Raw genomic sequence first — 17,322 nt, forward strand, 5'->3', positions numbered from 1 at the left:
TTATCGCACTGACCACAGGACACGACGGAAAACCCCACGTTAGAGACGGCGCGCCACCTCGGTCGCCCAGTAGGTCAGGATCAGGTCGGCCCCGGCGCGCTTGATCGACACCAGCGATTCCATGATCATCCGGTCGCGGTCGATCCAGCCGTTGGCCGCGGCGGCCTCGACCATCGCGTACTCGCCGCTCACCTGGTAGGCGGCCACGGGCACGTCCACCTCGTCGCGGAAGCGCCTGATGACGTCCAGGTAGGCCAGGGCGGGCTTGACCATGACGGCGTCGGCCCCCTCGGCCAGGTCCAGACGCACCTCGCGCAGCGCCTCCTCCAGCGGCCCCGCCGGGTCCTGCTGGTGGGTGCTGCGGTCGCCGAACTGCGGCGCGCACTCGGCGGCGTCACGGAACGGCCCGAAGAACGACGAGGCGTACTTCGCGGAGTAGGCCAGGATCGGCAGACCGGAGAACCCGTCGGCGTCGAGCGCCGCGCGGATGGCGGCCACCTGGCCGTCCATCATGCCGCTCGGCGCGATCATCTGGGACCCGGCGCGGGCCTGGGCGACGGCGATGGAGGCGTAGCGCTCCAGCGTCGCGTCGTTGTCGACGTCGCCGGAGTCGGTGAGGACGCCGCAGTGACCGTGGTCGGTGAACTCGTCGAGGCACGTGTCGGCCATCACCACCAGGGCGTCGCCCAGGTCGGCCGTGACATCGCGCAGCGCCACCTGGAGGATGCCGTCGGGATCGTCGGCGGCCGAGCCGCGCGCGTCCTTGACGGACGGGATGCCGAACAGCATGACGCCGCCCACTCCGGCCTCGGCCGCCTCGTGGACGGCCTTGCGCAGCGAGTCGCGGGTGTGCTGGAACACGCCCGGCATCGACGCCACCGGCACCGGCTCCTCGATGCCCTCCTTGACGAACAGCGGCAGGATCAGATCGGCCGGGTGCAGCCTGGTGCCGGCCACCATCCGCCGCAGGGCGGGGGTGCGCCGCAGCCTGCGGGGGCGGGCTGTCGGGAACTCGGCACTCACTTCGCTCTCCTCCTGGCTCCTCTGCGGTTCTGGGACGGCCGCCGGGGCGCCTCACCGGCGCCCAGGGCGGCCTGACGCTGCTTGGCTCCGTACTCGGCCAGGGCGGCCGCCAGGGCGGACGCCGAGGGCTTGTCGGCCATCACGTCGACGCGCAGCCCGAACTCCTCGGCGGTGCTCGCGGTCTGCGGCCCGATGACCGCGATGACCGTGACGTTGTGCGGCTTGCCGGCGATGCCGACCAGGTTGCGCACCGTGGACGACGACGTGAACAGCACGGCGTCGAACCCGCCGCCCTTGATCGCCTCGCGGATCGGCGCGGGCGGCGGCGCGGCCCGGACGGTCCGGTACGCGGTCACGTCGTCGCACTCCCAGCCCAGCTCGGTGAGCCCGGCCACGAGCGTGTCGGTGGAAATGTCGGCGCGCGGCAGCAGCACCCGGTTGATCGGGTCGAGCATGGAGTCGTACGGCGGCCACTCGGCCACGAGGCCCTCCGACGACTGCTCGCCCGAGGGCAGCAGGTCCGGCTTGACCCCGAACTCGACCAGCGACCGCGCGGTGGCGTCGCCCACGGCGGCCACCTTGAGCCCGGCGAAGGCCCGCGCGTCGAGCCCGTACTCCTCGAACTTCTCGCGCACCGCCTTGACGGCGTTGGCGCTGGTGAAGGCCACCCACTCGTAGCGGCCGGTGACCAGGCCCTTGATGGCGCGGTCCATCTGCTGCGGCGTGCGGGGCGGCTCGACCGAGATGGTCGGCACCTCCTCGGGCACCGCGCCGTAGGAGACGAGCTGCTCCGACAGGCTCCTGGACTGCTCCTTGGTACGCGGCACGAGCACCCGCCAGCCGAACAGCGGCTTGGTCTCGAACCACGACAGCTTGTCGCGCAGCCCGACGGCCTCGCCCACGACGATGAGCGCGGGCTCGGTGAAGCCGGCGTGCTTGAGGTCGGGTTGGAGCCGGCCCAGCGTGGAGACCACGGTGTACTGCTCCGTGGTGGTGCCGGCGCTGCTGACCGCCACGGGCGTCGAGTCGGGCTTGCCGCCGGCGATCAGCGCCTTGGCGATGGGCACGGCCTCGCCGATGCCGTTGTAGATCACCAGGGTGCCGGGGCAGGACGCGTGGGAGGACCAGTCCTGGTCCTCGGCGGCGTCCACGATCCGGAACTCCGGCACCGAGGCCGCCGGCGGGATGCCCGCGTAGGTGAGCACGGCGGTCGCGGGCGGAACGCCGGGGACGATCTCGAAGTCCACCTCCGCCGCGGAGCACGCGGCGACCTCCTCGGCGACCGAGGAGAACAGCATCGGATCGCCCTCGCACAAGCGCACGACGAACCGGCCCGCCTTGGCGTGCGTGACGAGGTCGCCCGAGGCCACCTCGACGCCTTCGCGGCAGTGGCGCAGCAACGGGCCGAACTGGTCTTCGTCGAGCACGACCAGGTCGGCCTTGCCGAGCAGCTCTGCGCCGCGGAGCGTGAGCAGGTTGGGATCGCCGGGGCCCGCGCCGACGAAGGCGACGAAGCCGGAGGCTGGACTATCGGGGCTCAATGGGAATGCTCCCCCATCAATCTGTCGGCCCCCTCGGAGATCATCTCGTCCGCCAGATTGCGGGCGAGACACACGGCCTCCGAGGGAGAGCCGGCGGTGGACTTGCGGACCGCCCGGCGGCCGTCGATGGCGACGACCGAAGCGGTCAGGTTGAGAGTCTGCCCGTCATCGCGGGCGAAAGCACCCACGGGGGCCGAACAGCCCGCCTCCAGGGCGGCCAGCACCTCCCGCTCGGCCGTCACGGCGGAGCGGGTGCGCGGGTCGTCGAGGACGGCGAGGAAGTCGATCAGGTCGGCCCGGTCGGACAGGCACTCCACGGCGAGGGCGCCCTGGCCGGGGGCCGGCATCAGCTCCTCGACCTCGAAGATCTGGGAGATCTCGGAGGTCCTGCGGATCCTGGTCAGACCGGCCGCGGCGAGCACGACGGCGTCGAGCTCGCCGGAGGTGACCTTGCCGATCCGGGTGTCGGCGTTGCCGCGGATCGGGACGTAGTCGAGGTCGGGGCGCATGGCGCGCAGCATGGCGACGCGGCGCGGCGAGCCGGTGCCGACCTTGGCGCCGGGCGCCAGGTCGGCGAAGCGGACCCGGCCGACCAGCGCGTCGCGGTGGTCGTGCCGGGCGGGGATCGCGGCCAGCGTCACCGCCGGGTCCTGCTTGGTGGGCAGGTCCTTCAGCGAGTGGACGGCGAAGTCGATCTCGCCTTCCATGAGCTTGTCGCGCAGCGCGCTGACGAACACGCCCGTGCCGCCGAGCTGCGCGAGATGCGCCTTGCTGACGTCGCCGAACGTGGTGACGCCCACGAGCTCGACGGGCCTGCCCGTGCGCTCGGTGTAGGAGTCGGCCACCATCTGCGACTGCGTGGTCGCCATCAGGCTGCGCCGGGTTCCCAGTCGCAACGTCACAGGTCCACCTCCCTCACGGCCTCGGGCATCTTGGGATCGAGATCGAACAGCTCCCGGAGAGCTTCCGCATAATGATCGCCTCCTGGCGAGGTGGCGAGCTGCTTGACACGCACGGTCGGCTCGTGGAGGAGCTTGTCGACGACGCGCTGCACGGTCAGGGCTACCTCGTCGCGGGTCTTGTCGTCGAGCCCGGGGATGCGCATCATGAGGCGGCCCAGCTCGGCCTCGACCACGTTCGCGGCCTTGCCGCGCAGCGCCACCACGGTCGGGGTGACCTTGGCGGCCCGCTCCGCGTCGAGGTAGGCGGTGAGCTCTTGGGAGACGAGCTCACGTACCGACCGCACCGCGTCGCCCTCGCGGGACCCGATGCCGGACTCCTGGATGGTCTCCAGGTCGACCAGCGTGACGCCGGGCACGGAGCGCACGGCGGGGTCGATGTCGTGCGGCAGCGCCAGGTCGAGCAGGAACGCGCCACGGGTCAGCATGCCGGGCGTGATCACGTGGTGGCCGGCGCCGATGCAGGTGATGACGATGTCGGCCTCCGGCAGCTCTCGGGGAACCGCGGAGAACTCCACCGCCCTGCCGCCGACCGACTCGGCCAGCCGCCGGCCGCGCTCGAACGTGCGGTTGGCGACGACGATGTCGGTGACGCCGGCGCGGGCCAGCGTGGTGGCGGCCAGCGAGCTCATCGAGCCCGCGCCCACCACCAGCGCCCGCCGGCCGGGCAGCTCGCCGGCCAGCGCCAGGCCCGCGCTCACCAGGGAGGCGCCGGCCTTGTCGATGCCGGTGTCGGTGTGCGCGCGCTTGCCGACCCGCAGCGCGTGCTGGGTCAGCTCGTTGAGTACGGCGCCGACTGTGCCCTGCTTCTGGGCCAGCTTGAGCGCCTGGCGGACCTGGCCGAGGATCTGGCCCTCGCCCACCACCATCGAGTCGAGGCCGCACACCACCGAGAAGAGGTGCTCGACGGCACGCTCCTCGTAGTGGACGTACAGGTGCGGCGTGAGCTCCTCCGGGGCGACGCCCGTGTGGACGCTCAGCAGGTCGCACACCGAGGTGACGGCGGCGTGGAAGCGGTCGACCGTGGTGTAGACCTCGACCCTGTTGCAGGTCGAGACCACCATGGCCTCCGCCACCGATGTGTCCTGCTGCACGTCGTGCAGGAGCTTGACGAGCGCGTCGCCTGTGAGCGAGACGCGCTCCAGCATGGCCACCGGCGCGGTCCGGTGGCTGAGTCCGATCGCCAGAACACTCACTGGCTGTCCACGGCCATCAGCGGCCCCCCAGCTTTGCGTTGCTCATGGAACGCAAGGATCTGCAATTCAATTGATAGGTCGACTTTACGGACATCGACGCCATCCGGCACTGACAGGACGACGGGAGCGAAGTTGAGAATGCTGGTCACCCCCACCGCCACGACACGGTCGCACACTTCCTGAGCTGCCGCAGCCGGTGTCGCCAGAACCACGATCGAGACTCCACGCCTCTTGATGACGGCTTCCAGCTCGTCGATGTGCTCAACATTCAACCCCGCGATGTCGTCGCCCACCACCTCGGGGTCGGCGTCGATCAGGGCCGCGACGCGGAAACCCCTGGAGACGAAGCCGCCGTAGTTGGCGAGCGCACGGCCGAGGTTACCGACTCCGACGATGGCCACGGCCCAGTCCTGCGTCAGGCCGAGCTCCCGGGAGATCTGGTAGACGAGGTACTCGACGTCGTAGCCCACGCCGCGCGTGCCGTACGAGCCGAGGTGGGAGAGGTCCTTGCGGAGCTTGGCCGAGTTCACCCCGGCGGCCACGGCGAGGTCCTCGGAGCTCACGGTCGCGATCGCCCGCTCCGCCATCCCGTGCAGCGCCCGCAGGTACAACGGAAGCCGGGCCACCGTGGCGTCGGGGATGCCGCGGTCACGGGGTTGGGACGGGCTCTTCACGTGCCAGAGCTCCAGGGAACGGGCGGCGTGGGCCGCGTGAGTGGAACGAACCGCCTTTCAGGTTAATCCCTTTGTGAACCGATGCACAAAGTCGGACGGTCTGTGACGCTACGGTGGGGCCATGCATCGCATCACGTTGCTCGGCAGGCCCGGATGTCATCTCTGCGACGACGCCCGCGAGGTCGTCACGCGAGTGGCGGCGGAGCTGGGCGTGCCGTGGGAGGAGGTCGACATCGACTCCTCGCCCGAGCTCAGGGAGAAATACGGCGAGATGATTCCCGTCACACTCGTCGACGGGACGCAGCACGACTTCTGGCGCGTCTCGGAGGAGCGGCTGCGCGCCGCCCTCTCCTGACCCGGCTCGGAGCCGTCAGAACATGACCGTGGGGAGCGGCACCACCTTCGCGGCGTTGACATTGAGCTCGATGACGTTCGTGGCCAGCACCATGGCCTGGCGGTCGTTGACGAACCGCTCCACGTGCGGCTGGCGCTGGTGGTCGCGGTAGGCGACCTCGTCGCGGTACAGCTCGTAGACGATGCGCTGCAGCGGGGCCGACTTGACGGCGTGGCAGGCGTAGACGAGCGTGTCGGGCTCGCCGCGGCGCACGGCCTCGACGGTCTGGTCGGCGAGCCGGTCGAACGCCTCCCCCGAGCCGTCCATGAGCGTGAAGACGGTCAGGAGGCCGTAGATGCTCGGGGAGGGCTTGCCCGAGCCGGGCAGCGCCTGGGGCTGGGGTTGCGGCTGCGCGTGGCGCTGGGGGCCCTGGGCGGCGTGTGAGCCGCCGCCGAACAGCTCGGCGCCGGAGTACAGCGCGCCGGTCTCGGGGCCGGACGGCGGCAGGCCGAGATCACCGCCGAAATCACCGCCGAAGTCACCGCCGAAGTCGGCGCGCGGGTCCCTGCGGTCGCCGCGCGGGTCCCTGAGGTCGTCACGGGGACGCCCGAACTCGTCGGGACGGCTCCCGAAGCCGGGGTCCTGAGGGCCGCCGAAGCCCGTGTCCTGGGGGCCGTGCCGGCCGTTCATGATGTAGCCGGTCGAGGGGCCCTGCTCGGGCGGCGGACCCATGCGGGCCGCGTAGTCGGGGTCGCGGTCGCCGGCGCGATACTCGGCGACCAGGTCGCCCAGGCCCGCCGGTCGCCGGGCCGGCTGGGTGGGCGGCGCCTCGGCGCCGGAGGCCGCCATGGCGCCCGTGGCCGCCCCGGCCGTCCCCGAGCCCAGGGGCTCGGGCCGCACGCCGGGCGGAGCGTCCAGGCCCGGCTCGCCACCGTGGCGGGAGGCCGCCCGGCGGCCGCCCGCGCGCCCGCCCTCGGCCCGGCCGGAGTCCAGGTCGCGCTCACCGGCGCCCCGGCCGCGGTCGTCGCGACCGCCGCCGCCCCGCCCGCGGTCGTCGCGGCCCCCCGTGGCGTCGTCGAAGTCGTCCTCGTCGTCGTCCTCGTACGGGGCCAGCGGACGCAGCACGCAGTACCAGATGCCGGCGGCGGCCACCACGAGCAGAGCCGCCGTGAAGAACCCCGGCACGGCGAAGCGCATCGCCCCCAGGACGGCCAGCGCGGACGGCACGACGACCAGCACCGCGTGGAGGTTGTCGGTGTCGTACTCGTCGCCGTTGCGCCAGCGCAGCGCGGCCACCACCAGCGCGCCCATGAGGAGCGCCGCCACGACGGCGTGCGCGCCGAGGAGCAGCCCGTTGGGGATGAGTCCCCAGTGCGCGCCGCCCGCGGGCAGCACCTTGGTCATCTCGTCGCCGATGATCGGGTCGACGAGGAGGATGACGCCCGCCACGATCGTGAACGCGGTGCCGAACAGCCAGGCGGCGAACTTCGGCGGCACCTTCTCGGCCAGCAGCTGGACCAGGCCGACGGCGAGCCAGAGCGGCGCCAGCAGGGACCCGGTGAGCTGGTAGAGCTTGAAGGTGACGGTGCCGAAGCCCGTCAGGTAGCCGACGCCGATCCCGGCGAGTGAGAGGCAGAGCGCGACCGCCGCGACGGTCCAGGCGATCAGCCAGCCCTCGGCCTCCTCACGCAACCGGCGGACGAGGGCGCCCGTGGCGATCGCGGCGAGGAGCGCACCGGCGAAGGCTATGACAGCAACAAGGATCTCCATGGTGACTCCCATGCTGCCGGACTATGCCTCCCAGCCGGTAGCCGAAGAGGGAACGGGTCGGTCCACACGGTATCCGCCGATTACGGCAAGTCATGCCTGCTGCACCTGGATTGTGGATTTTGCAGTTGATTTCTAGAGTGTTCGAGCACGCCGCACCCCTTACCCGTAGGGATACCGGATGCCTGACTCGTGGCCGTTCGCCGAGCTGCTCTCACCAGCGGTCTCCGGCGCCGCCCGGACGTCCGAGCTCGCCGTACGCGAGGAGCTCCCCGACGACCTACGCCTGCTGGTGCTGCGCGCCAAGACTGGTGACACGGATGCTTTTGGCACGCTCTATGACCGTTACGTAGAGCTGGTCTACCGTTACATCTACTTCCGGGTGGGCTCCCACCCGCTCGCCGAGGACCTGACCAGCGAGACCTTCCTGCGCGCGTTACGCCGCATCGCCGACTACACCTGGCAGGGACGCGATTTCGGCGCCTGGCTCGTGACGATCGCCCGCAACCTGGTGACCGATCACTTCAAGTCTGGCCGCTACCGGCTGGAGATCCCGACGGGAGAGGTGATCGACGTCCCGCTCGACGGGGCGCACATCCCGGAGAACGCCGTGGTCACCGCCATCGTCAACGACCGGGTGCTGCGCGCGGTGCGCGATCTCGGACCGGAGCAGCAGGAGTGCGTGGTGCTGCGGTTCCTGCACGGTCTGTCACTGGCGGAGACGGCGTTGATCATGGGGAAGAAGAGCGGAGCGATCAAAGCCCTGCAGTTCCGGGCGATCAAGGCTCTGGCGCGGGCCCTCCGTCATGACCTTGCGTAACCTCCCATTGCGTCACTTCGTTAGGCATTTGTCACGACTGAAGGTTTTTCGGGGGAGGTCAGGGAGCTGTCATGGGTAGGTCGCGCAGATCGCGCGAGCGCGTGGTGGGTCACCTCACCGAGCTGCGGGAGCTCCAGCTCGGCGGTGGGCCGAGCGACGCGTTCCGCCACAGGCTGCGCGACGAGCTCCTCGCCGCCCGCGCCTCCACTCCTGCCACGGGTGGCCCCGCCGGCGCGAGCTCCCCGCGACACGCCCAGGGCTCCCGCTCCGGCTCCGCCCGGCGGCGCGGGCGGGCGCGGCCGTGGCTGTCGCAGCTGGCCACGCTGAGCCTGGCGGCCGGCCTGATGCTGTCCGCCTTCTCGACGTACCGGTCGGTGCCCGGCGACACCCTCTACCCGCTCAAGCGCGCCGCCGAGAGCACGCTCGTGCGGCTCAGCGGCGACGACGTCGAGCGCGCCGAGCGCGAGCTCGACTCGGCCAAGGCCAGGGCGGAGGAGGTGTCCGAGCTGCTCGGCTCCTCCGCCGACGACGCCCTGGTCACCAGGACGCTCAGGGACATGGAGGAGTCCACCCGCTCCGGCATCAGCAGGCTCGAACGCGTCCGCCCGCGCTCACCGAAGATCAGGACGTTCGCCGAGGACCAGCGCGACATGGTGGAGCCCATGCTGGAGCGCATGGCCGACGACGATCACGACAAGGCCACCGGGTACCTCGACTACATCGAAGGTCTCGTGGCTCCGCCTGGGTAAGCTGAACGGCATGAGGCGGCTTATCCGACGACGGCACGAGGTGGAACCGGAGCTCGCCGGAGAGGCCGCGGCGGCGGCCGCCGTGACGACTCCCCCGGCCGATCCCGACCTGGAGGCGGCGGCCTTCTTCGACGTCGACAACACGATGATGCGCGGCGCCTCGATCTACCACTTCGCCCGGGGACTCGCGACGCGCGGCATGTTCACGACGTCCGACCTGTTCAAGTTCGCCGTCGGCCAGGCGGTGTTCCGCCTGCGCGGCAACGAGAACCCCGAGCACATCGCCGTGGCCCGCGAGACCGCCCTCGCCTTCGTCGCGGGGGCCAAGGTCGACGACGTCGTACGCCTCGGCGAGGAGATCTACGACGAGGTGATGGCCGACCGCATCTGGGGCGGCACCCGCGCGCTGGCGCAGAGCCACCTCGACGCGGGCCAGCGCGTCTGGCTGGTGACGGCCACCCCCGTCGAGCTGGCCAGGGTGATCGCCCAGCGACTCGGCCTGACCGGCGCGCTCGGCACCGTCGCCGAGACCGCCGACGGCGTCTACACCGGGCGGCTGGTCGGCGACCTGCTCCACGGCCCGGCCAAGGCCGAGGCGGTGCGGGCGCTGGCCCGCCGCGAGGGCCTCGACCTCACCCGGTGCACCGCCTACAGCGACTCGGCCAACGACCTGCCCATGCTGTCGCTGGTCGGCCGGGCGGTGGCCATCAACCCCGACACGGAGCTGCGCGAGCACGCCAAGAAGGTCGGCTGGCAGGTCAAGGACTTCCGCACCGGCCGCAAGGCGACGCTGACCGCGCTGCCCATCGCCGCGGGCGTGGGGGCGGTGGCGGGCGGCGTGGCCGCCGGCATCGCGCTGCGCCGGCACTACCGCCACCACCTGTAGGACACCGCCTGCAGGGCACGGCTACCTGAACGTCTCGAAGAGCTGATTCGCCTCCGGCTGCTTCCAGACGACCCGGTTGGGGTCCTTCGGGTCGGGCTTCCAAGGCACGGAGACGAGCATCGGCCGGCTCTTCTCCACGCTCCGTGCGATGTCCACCATGGTCTCCAGGCCCATCCCCTCGTCCGTCTTGATCGACTTGGTGGTGGCTGCCAGGAAGGCGCGGACCTTCTCGGGATCGGTCAGCGTCCTGCGGGCCTTGGCCAGCATCGCCATGAGCATCACGTGCTGCCGCTTGATCCGCTGGATGTCGGAGCCGTCGCCGTAGCGGCGCAGCCGGACGTAGCCCAGGGCCTGCTCGCCGTTCAGGAGGCTCTTCCCGGCGGGCAGCTTCAGCTTGGACGCCTTGTCGTCCACCGGCCGCGGCAGCGTGACCTCGACCCCGCCGAGGGCGTCCACGACGTCCTTGAACGCGTCGAAGTTCACTTCGGCCATGTGGTCGATCCGCACGTTCGTCAGCTCCTCCACGGCCTTCACCGTGCACGTCAGCCCGCCCTTGTAGAAGGCGGAGTTGATCATGCCTCGCCGGGCCGGCTCGGAGCCGCACGCCGGGAGCCGGACCATGGAGTCCCGCGGGATGCTGACAGCGGTGATCTTCTTGCGGTCGGCCGGCAGGTGCAGCAGGATGATCGTGTCGCTGCGCGCCCCCTTCTCCGCCCGGAATCGCGCGGAGCCGGCCAGGTCGTCGGTGCCGACGACCAGCACGTTGAGCGCGCCGGTCACCTTCGCCGGCCGGACGCCGGCCGGCGGGGCCACAGTTTGGTGGCCGCGCAGCACCACCGTGGGCACGGCGACCGCGGCGGCGGTGGCGACGGCGGCCATGCCGGTCAGCAGCAGGCCGGTCCGGCGCCGTCGTGGCCGGGCCTGGGTCAGGCGGTTGCGCTGGCGCGCCAGCGTCGCGGGCGGCTCGTGCTCCAGCGCCGCGCCGAGGTCGCGGAGCAGCTTCAGGTCGTCCATCGTCACGCCTCCTCGTCCAGCAGCGGGTTCGTGTCGCCCAGCGCGGCGCGTACCTTCCGCCTGCCCCTGTTGAGGCGGGAGCGCACGGTGCCGATCGGGATGCCGAGGGCCTGAGCGGTCTCCTCGTACGAGAGATCGCCCCAGGCGATGAGCAGCAGCACGTCACGGTCCTTGGCGGGCAGCGCCGCCAGCGCGCTGGCCAGCTCGGGCCGCGACGCCTGCGCGGTGACGCCGGCCGCGACGCGGTCGGCGGGCGAGTCCACGCGGTCCTCGACGGGCGCCCGCAGCAGGGCACGGTAGCGGGCCGCCTCGCTGCGGTGGTGGCGGGAGATGAGCTTGGTGAGAATGCCGAAGAGCCACGGCCTGGCGTCGGCGTAGGCCAGGTCGTAGCTCTTCCTGCGGGAGAAGGCGACCAGGAACGTCTCGCCTACGAGGTCCTCGGCGGGCTCGGGGCCGAGGCGTTTGGAGACGTACCGGTAGAGCATGCCGGAGTAGCGGTCGAACAGCTCGGCGAACGCCTCCGGTTGTGTCCAGGAGGCGCTGACGAGGTCGGCGTCAGGCCCCCTGGTGGCGGGTTGCGTGATCATCTCCGCCCTTCTGCGGGGAAGTAGGTCGCAGATGTCTCGCCACAACCCGCCTTACGGGTTCACGACTTACGGGTTCACGACGTCGGGAGCCGGGTCACAGCTCCTTGAGGAATCCGCCGTCCACCGCGATCTGGGCGCCCGTCGTGCTGCCCGAGCGAGGCGACACGAGCAGCGCCACCGCGTCGGCGATCTCCTGCGGGTCGACCAGGCGGCCGGTGACCATCCTCATCATCTGGGGGGCCACCGTGGAGATGACGCTGTCCTTGTCGGCGCCGGCCATCCCGGCGATGACGTCGGCCGCGCCGCCCTCCTTGGTCCACCAGTCGGTGAGCACGGCGCCGGGCAGCACCGTGTTGACCCGGATGCCCTGCGGGCCGTACTCCTCGGACAGGGCCTTGCTCACGTGGTCGAGCGCCGCCTTGGCGGCGCCGTAGTCGACGTTCATCGCCGACGGCTGCTTGCCCATGGTGGAGGAGACGTTGACGATCGCGCCGCCGCCGCGCTCCAGCATGACCGGCACCGCCGCGCGGATCATCCGGACCGCCGCGTACAGGTTCAACTCGAACATCTCCCGCCAGGCGGCGTCGTCGGCCGCCAGGAAGCCGACGCGCGGCAGCGTGACGCCCGGCGGCGGGCCGCCGGCGTTGTTGACGAGGATGTCCACGCCGCCGAACTCCTCGACGGCGGCGGCCACGACCCGGGCGGGCGCCTGCGGGTCCATCAGGTCGGCGGCCACGTGGACCACCTTGTCGGGCAGGTCGCCGGTACGGGTCCGGGAGACGGCCACGACGTGCGCGCCCTCCTCGTGCAGGGTGCGGGCGACGGCCAGGCCGATGCCCTTGGACGCTCCGGTGACGACGGCCACGCGGCCGGAAAGCTGCAGATCCACGATGTTCCCTCGGGGTTCGGTGTCACTTACCTCCGGAGAACACCGGCCGGACCGGAGCGGTTGCGGTTGCGGTTGCGGTCGGTCAGAGGAACGGCGGGAAGGCGTGGCCGCGGCGCAGCCTCAGCTCGTTGAGCATCTGCTGGATGACCTCGCGCACGTGGTCGGTCAGCTCGAAGACCACCATGGGGTCGTCGGCGGCCGACGGGTCGTACTCGTCGGTGCGGATCGGCTCGCCGAACTCGATCATCCACTTCGACGGCAGCGGCACCAGCCCGAGCGGGCCCAGCAGCGGGAAGAACGGCGTGATCGGCAGGTAGGGCAGCCCGAGCAGCCGCGCCAGCGTGGGCAGGTCGCCGATCTTCGGGTAGATCTCCTCGGCCCCCACGATGGCGGTGGGCACGATCGGCACGCCCGCCCGGATGGCGGAGGCCACGAAGCCGCCCCTGCCGAACCGCTGCAGCTTGTAGCGGTCGGAGTAGGGCTTGCCCACGCCCTTGAACCCCTCGGGGAACACCCCGACGAGCTCCCCCTTGCGCAGCAGCCGGTCGGCGTCCTCGGGGCAGGCCAGGGTGTGGCCGGTCTTGCGCGACAGGTGCCCGAGCACGGGGAGCTGGTAGACCAGGTCGGCGCCGAGCAGGCGCAACGGCCGGCCCGCCTCGTCGTGCAGCGCCACCTGCATCATGAGCGCGTCGAGCGGCAGCGTGCCGGAGTGGTTGGCGGCGACGAGCGCGCCGCCCTCGGCGGGCACGTTCTTCAGCTCGACGGTCTCGACCCGGAACCAGTGGCGGTACAGGGGCCTGATCAGCTCCAGCATCACCTTGTCGGTGAGCTCGGGGTCGTAGCCGAACTCGTCCACCTCGTACTCACCGGTGATGCGGCGGCGCAGGAAGGCCAGCGCCTGCGCGAGCGGTTCGGCCCGGTCCGACTGGTCGTAGGAGGGAGCCGAGGTGATCGGGATCACCCGCGCGTCCTCGTGGTCGGAAACGCTCACCTGCGGACACCTCCGAGCGGACGAAGCCCTCGCGACCGCAGGTAGTCGTCGAACGCCGCGCCGGTCGTGAACTTGGGCTTCCAGCCGAGCTCCGCCTCCAGCCGGGAGCAGTCGACCACGCGGCCATGACTCATCAGGCGCACCTGCTCGGGCGAGTAGTCGACCAGCCCGGCCCGGCGGGCCGCGTCACCCAGCATGCGGAAGGCCGGCGCGAGCAGCGGCATCGCCGCCCGGCCCGCGCGGCGCGCGCACTGCGACAGCAGCAGCACGCCTGCCCCGGCCACGTTGAACGTGCCGGGGTGGTCCTCCGTCGCCATCCGGCGCAGCACCTCGACCGCGTCGTCCTCGTGGACGAACTGCAGCCGCGGGTCGAAGCCGAACACCGTCGGCAGCACCGGCTGGGTGAAGTAGCGGGTCAGCGGCGAGTCGACGCCCGGACCCATGAAGTTGGCGAAACGCAGCAGCGACACCGTGATGTCGGGGCGACGGCGCGCGAATCCGCGCACGTAGCCCTCGACCTCGGCGGCGTCCTTGGCGTAGCCGTGGACCGGGCCGTCGTGGGGTTCCAGGTCCTCGGTGAAGACCGCGGGATCCCGGGGCGACGACCCGTAGACGGCCGTGGTGGAGCGCACCACGACACGCCGCACGGTGGCGGACCGCTGGCACGCGCCGAGCAGTTGCATGGCGCCGATGACGTTGTGCTCCTTCATCAGCGCCCGGCCGGTGGTGCGCGAGGGAGCGCTCACCAGGCTCATGTGCACGACGGTGTCGATGTCAGCGGCCGCGATCACCTGGGCGATGTCGGGGCTGCGCAGATCCACCCGGACGAACTCCGTCCGGCCGAGGGAGATGCCGCCGTCCCGCGTGAGGGAGGGGGGCGGCACGGTGTCGACTCCGATGACACGGCTGATGTCCGGGTCTGCCGCCAGGACGCTCGCCACCCGGGCGCCGATATGGCGCGAGACCCCGGTGACGAGCACGGTGTGGGTCATCAGCGCCTCGCAGCTGCGTGTGTCTTACTTCTTGTTACGCCGCTGGATGCGCGTCTTCTTGAGCAGCTTGCGGTGCTTCTTCTTGGCCATCCGCTTGCGGCGCTTCTTGATCACAGAGCCCACGGGACCCCCAGTGCTGGTAGCAAGTCTGAACGATGTGCGAGCGCACACCGGCTCATACACTACCGGCGATCCACGGTAGATCGCCCCAAGGGGGGTAGAAGCCCGGCCGCGTGGCGCCGGCCAGGCCTCTCCCGCGTCGGCATTCGCGGTGTGATCACGGCGTGCCCCACACCGCTACTCCAGCATCAGCCTGCCTCGATGTAGGCCTCCCGCAGATAGTCGTGGACCGCCTGCTCGGGCACTCTGAAGGACCGGCCTACTCGGATGGCCGGCAGCTCGCCGGAGTGCACCAGGCGGTACACGGTCATCTTGGACACCCGCATGACCGTGGCCACTTCCGCCACGGTCAGGAACTTCACCTCGCTGAGAGGTCTTTCGCTGCCTGCACCCATCGGACGCCTCTTCCGCACGTGTTTCCGGGTTATCCCCACTGGTGCCATTGCTCACGCACGTGTACTGCTGTCAGCGTAAGTCGCGACTCCGAGTCGGCAAACCCCCTAGTTTCTCAGTTCGCGGAGCCGCATGTCAGCCAGACCAGCGAAATCGCTGGCCAGCACCGTTGCCGAGCACCTCGCCTGGACCTTGGAACCGTCCAACTTGTCACACATAGAGTCGCCCAGGGTGTGCCAAAAGTTGGCAAAGGGACAGCGAGCCTCTTGGAATGCAGGCGCGAAAAGACCGTATCGGGAGGGCCGAATTGAACTCAGAGGGCTCGTGAGACCAGAGTGACGAGCCGCTCGGTCAGCGGCGCGTAATAGCGCGGCAGCACGTTGTCATCGAGCGGGACCACCACGTCGATCTTGCCCTCGGCCTCGCCGACGAACAGGCCGGGGTCGTTGCTGTCGGCGAAGGCCACCGTCGGCACGCCTGCCTGCCCGGCGGCGCCGGCCCAGCCGTGGTCGGCGATGACGAGGTCCGGCGGGTTGTCGCCCAGCTCGGCGAGCATCCACTCCATCGGGGCCGCGTCGTGGGTGTGGACGAAGCCGCCCTTGTCGTCGAGCATCGCCACGTCGTCGAGGTAGCACAGGCGGCGCGGCCGGCCGAAGCCCGACCCGGAGTACGTCCAGCCCTCGGCGGGCGTCAGCAGCGTCGCGCCGCGCTCGGCGGCGAAGCGGGCCAGCGGCAGGTGGACGGCCAGCAGGCCCGTGGGGTGGCCGGTGGCGAACAGCAGCCGCGGGCTCCCGTGCGACAGCGCCGTCGCGATGCGCTCGGCCATGGCGTCGAGCGCGTCGATCGTGAGCTCGGGGTCGATCGTGTCCTGTCCCCAGCGGTGCCCCGGGTCGGCGACCACGCCCGCGGACTTGGCCATCAGCTCCAGGACGTCCCTGAACGCCCAGGGCTGGTCACTGGTCAGGCCCAGCATGTAGTACGGGTCACCGTTGGCCAGCGAGCTGTAGTGGTCGAGGTTGTTCTCGCGGGGGGTCGCGACATCGCCGGCGATGCGGGTGCGCACCAGATGCTCGCGGAGTTCGTCGCGGCTCAGCACTGCTCTTCCTCGTCAGGACAGGGGGGTCAGGGCATGGGATCGAGGCCGTGCAAGGGGAAGACCGCTTTGCGGGTCGCCATGATGGCACGGTCTATGGGGTCTCCTGGGTCATAACCACCGGATAGGGGGCGAAATTCCGGATTGCGACCGTCTGTCATGGTAAGCGGCGGGGTCTCACCCGTGCGCTCCCGCGCCAGGCGCCGCCACTCCTCGCCGGTCGGCGTGGCGGGGTCGAGCGGGTGCCCCGCGACCTCGGCGATCAGGTGCGTCCACGCCCGCGGCACCACCTGGACCAGCTCGTACCCGCCGCCGCCGGTGACGATCCACCGGCCGCCCGCCGTCTCGTGGGCCAGGCGGTGCAGCGCGGCGTAGGCCGTGCGCTGCCCGTCGATGCTGAGCATGAGGTTGGCCAGCGGGTCGAGGGCATGGCTGTCGCAGCCGTGCTGGGTGACGAGGATCTCCGGCCGGAACTCGCGCAGCAGCGGCGGCACGACCGCGTCGAACGCCCGCAGCCAGCCGGTGTCGCCGCAGCCCGCGGGGAGCGCCACGTTGACGGCCGTGCCCTCGGCGCCGGTCTCCTCGGCGAAGCCCGTGCCGGGGAAGAGGGTGCGCGGGCTCTCGTGCAGGCTGATCGTCAGCACGCGGGGGTCGTCGTAGAAGGCCGCCTGGACGCCGTCGCCGTGGTGGACGTCGACGTCCACGTACGCGACGCGGGTGGCGCCCTGCCTCAGCAGCCAGGCGATGGCCAGCGCCGGGTCGTTGTAGACGCAGAAGCCGCTGGCCGTGGCGGCCATCGCGTGGTGCAGGCCGCCCGACACGTTGACCGCGTGCTCGGCCGCCCCCTCCCAGACCGCGCGGGCGGCCGCCAGCGAGGCGCCGGCGATGAGCGCGGACGCCTCGTGGACGCCCGCGAAGGCGGGGTTGTCGGCCGTGCCGAGCCCCGCCGACAGGTCGGGCGCGCCGGTGGCCGACACCCGCTTGACCGCCTCGATGTAGCCGCGGTCGTGGACCATGGCCAGCTCGTCGTCACCGGCGGGCTCGCACCCGGCCACCTCCACCTTGTCGAGCACGCCGAGCTCGCGGGCCAGCGCCATCGTCAGCTCGACCCGGACGGGCGCGAGCGGATGGCTCGGCCCGAAGTTGTATGAGGTGAGAGCGTCGTCCCAGATGACCCGTGCTGTCCGACTCATAGCTCTCCCGTTTCCTCGCCTTGGGGCGACGTTACCGCAGCGTCAACGGGGGCCGTCCACGCGGTGGCCTCCGTTGATCAAGGTGAAACACAGCACGTCCG

Annotated in this window: 19 protein-coding genes; 4 read left to right on the top strand and 15 right to left on the bottom strand. The window is 71.2% G+C overall.

Going from position 1 to position 17,322, the window contains the following annotated elements; all coding sequences use genetic code 11:
* Positions 1-39: 39 nt before the first annotated feature.
* The 5 genes from hemB to ACIBG4_RS33915 are packed head-to-tail and all read right to left on the bottom strand — an operon-like array spanning position 40 to position 5,393.
* Complete coding sequence (gene hemB, locus ACIBG4_RS33895; RefSeq protein ID WP_397205598.1) at positions 40-1,023, bottom strand: porphobilinogen synthase; 984 nt, start codon at positions 1,021-1,023, stop codon at positions 40-42.
* Positions 1,020-2,564 (bottom strand): bifunctional uroporphyrinogen-III C-methyltransferase/uroporphyrinogen-III synthase, encoded by a 1,545-nt coding sequence (locus ACIBG4_RS33900; protein ID WP_355440998.1) that lies wholly within the window; start codon positions 2,562-2,564, stop codon positions 1,020-1,022. The genes hemB and ACIBG4_RS33900 overlap by 4 nt, the downstream gene beginning before the upstream one ends.
* The gene (gene hemC, locus ACIBG4_RS33905) at positions 2,561-3,433 is read right to left on the bottom strand and encodes a hydroxymethylbilane synthase (protein ID WP_397205717.1); all 873 of its coding nucleotides are present in this window, start codon (positions 3,431-3,433) and stop codon (positions 2,561-2,563) included. The genes ACIBG4_RS33900 and hemC overlap by 4 nt, the downstream gene beginning before the upstream one ends.
* Positions 3,434-3,462: 29 nt before the next feature.
* Entirely contained in the window at positions 3,463-4,719 is a 1,257-nt protein-coding gene (locus tag ACIBG4_RS33910) for a glutamyl-tRNA reductase (RefSeq protein WP_357621888.1), read from the bottom strand.
* On the bottom strand, positions 4,716-5,393 hold the full coding sequence (locus tag ACIBG4_RS33915; RefSeq protein WP_310707265.1) for a redox-sensing transcriptional repressor Rex: 678 nt from the start codon (positions 5,391-5,393) through the stop codon (positions 4,716-4,718). The genes ACIBG4_RS33910 and ACIBG4_RS33915 overlap by 4 nt, the downstream gene beginning before the upstream one ends.
* Positions 5,394-5,514: 121 nt before the next feature.
* On the opposite strand from ACIBG4_RS33915, the gene ACIBG4_RS33920 reads away from it, so the two are divergent.
* Positions 5,515-5,748 carry a glutaredoxin family protein gene (locus ACIBG4_RS33920; protein ID WP_397205601.1) on the top strand — a complete coding sequence of 78 codons (234 nt, stop codon included), beginning with the start codon at positions 5,515-5,517 and terminating at the stop codon, positions 5,746-5,748.
* A 15-nt stretch (positions 5,749-5,763) separates the two neighbouring features.
* On the opposite strand, the gene ACIBG4_RS33925 is transcribed toward ACIBG4_RS33920, so the two are convergent.
* A complete protein-coding gene (locus ACIBG4_RS33925) occupies positions 5,764-7,509 on the bottom strand; it encodes an antibiotic biosynthesis monooxygenase (RefSeq protein WP_397205603.1) in 1,746 nt (581 codons plus the stop codon).
* A 166-nt stretch (positions 7,510-7,675) separates the two neighbouring features.
* Between ACIBG4_RS33925 and ACIBG4_RS33930 the strand changes: the two genes are divergently transcribed.
* The 3 genes from ACIBG4_RS33930 (at position 7,676) to ACIBG4_RS33940 (ending at position 9,949) form a co-directional block, all read left to right on the top strand.
* The gene (locus ACIBG4_RS33930; protein ID WP_310707268.1) at positions 7,676-8,314 is read left to right on the top strand and encodes a sigma-70 family RNA polymerase sigma factor; all 639 of its coding nucleotides are present in this window, start codon (positions 7,676-7,678) and stop codon (positions 8,312-8,314) included.
* A gap of 71 nt (positions 8,315-8,385) precedes the next feature.
* Positions 8,386-9,063, top strand: coding sequence for a DUF5667 domain-containing protein (locus ACIBG4_RS33935; RefSeq protein WP_397205606.1), 678 nt, complete (start codon positions 8,386-8,388; stop codon positions 9,061-9,063).
* Positions 9,064-9,073: 10 nt separating this feature from the next.
* Positions 9,074-9,949 carry an HAD-IB family hydrolase gene (locus ACIBG4_RS33940; RefSeq protein WP_310707270.1) on the top strand — a complete coding sequence of 292 codons (876 nt, stop codon included), beginning with the start codon at positions 9,074-9,076 and terminating at the stop codon, positions 9,947-9,949.
* A 21-nt stretch (positions 9,950-9,970) separates the two neighbouring features.
* Here the strand turns inward: ACIBG4_RS33940 and ACIBG4_RS33945 are convergent, their stop codons facing one another.
* From ACIBG4_RS33945 to ACIBG4_RS33985, 9 genes are all read right to left on the bottom strand, one after another.
* Positions 9,971-10,963 (bottom strand): LCP family protein, encoded by a 993-nt coding sequence (locus ACIBG4_RS33945; protein ID WP_397205608.1) that lies wholly within the window; start codon positions 10,961-10,963, stop codon positions 9,971-9,973.
* 2 nt (positions 10,964-10,965) lie between these two features.
* Positions 10,966-11,550, bottom strand: coding sequence for an RNA polymerase sigma factor (locus ACIBG4_RS33950; protein ID WP_355434045.1), 585 nt, complete (start codon positions 11,548-11,550; stop codon positions 10,966-10,968).
* A gap of 94 nt (positions 11,551-11,644) precedes the next feature.
* Positions 11,645-12,439 (bottom strand): SDR family NAD(P)-dependent oxidoreductase, encoded by a 795-nt coding sequence (locus ACIBG4_RS33955; RefSeq protein ID WP_310707273.1) that lies wholly within the window; start codon positions 12,437-12,439, stop codon positions 11,645-11,647.
* A gap of 82 nt (positions 12,440-12,521) precedes the next feature.
* The gene (locus ACIBG4_RS33960) at positions 12,522-13,400 is read right to left on the bottom strand and encodes a lysophospholipid acyltransferase family protein (RefSeq protein WP_310707528.1); all 879 of its coding nucleotides are present in this window, start codon (positions 13,398-13,400) and stop codon (positions 12,522-12,524) included.
* 26 nt (positions 13,401-13,426) lie between these two features.
* On the bottom strand, positions 13,427-14,422 hold the full coding sequence (locus tag ACIBG4_RS33965) for an NAD-dependent epimerase/dehydratase family protein (RefSeq protein ID WP_397205611.1): 996 nt from the start codon (positions 14,420-14,422) through the stop codon (positions 13,427-13,429).
* A 24-nt stretch (positions 14,423-14,446) separates the two neighbouring features.
* Positions 14,447-14,545 (bottom strand): 30S ribosomal protein bS22, encoded by a 99-nt coding sequence (locus ACIBG4_RS33970; RefSeq protein ID WP_018654693.1) that lies wholly within the window; start codon positions 14,543-14,545, stop codon positions 14,447-14,449.
* A gap of 185 nt (positions 14,546-14,730) precedes the next feature.
* Entirely contained in the window at positions 14,731-14,937 is a 207-nt protein-coding gene (locus ACIBG4_RS33975) for a helix-turn-helix domain-containing protein (protein WP_310707275.1), read from the bottom strand.
* Positions 14,938-15,248: 311 nt separating this feature from the next.
* Positions 15,249-16,031 (bottom strand): phosphatase, encoded by a 783-nt coding sequence (locus ACIBG4_RS33980; RefSeq protein WP_397205613.1) that lies wholly within the window; start codon positions 16,029-16,031, stop codon positions 15,249-15,251.
* 26 nt (positions 16,032-16,057) lie between these two features.
* Positions 16,058-17,221, bottom strand: coding sequence for an acetoin utilization protein AcuC (locus ACIBG4_RS33985; protein ID WP_397205615.1), 1,164 nt, complete (start codon positions 17,219-17,221; stop codon positions 16,058-16,060).
* Between the last annotated feature and the right edge of the window lie 101 nt (positions 17,222-17,322).

The sequence above is a fragment of the Nonomuraea sp. NPDC050383 genome (assembly GCF_044459125.1).
GTDB lineage: Bacteria > Actinomycetota > Actinomycetes > Streptosporangiales > Streptosporangiaceae > Nonomuraea.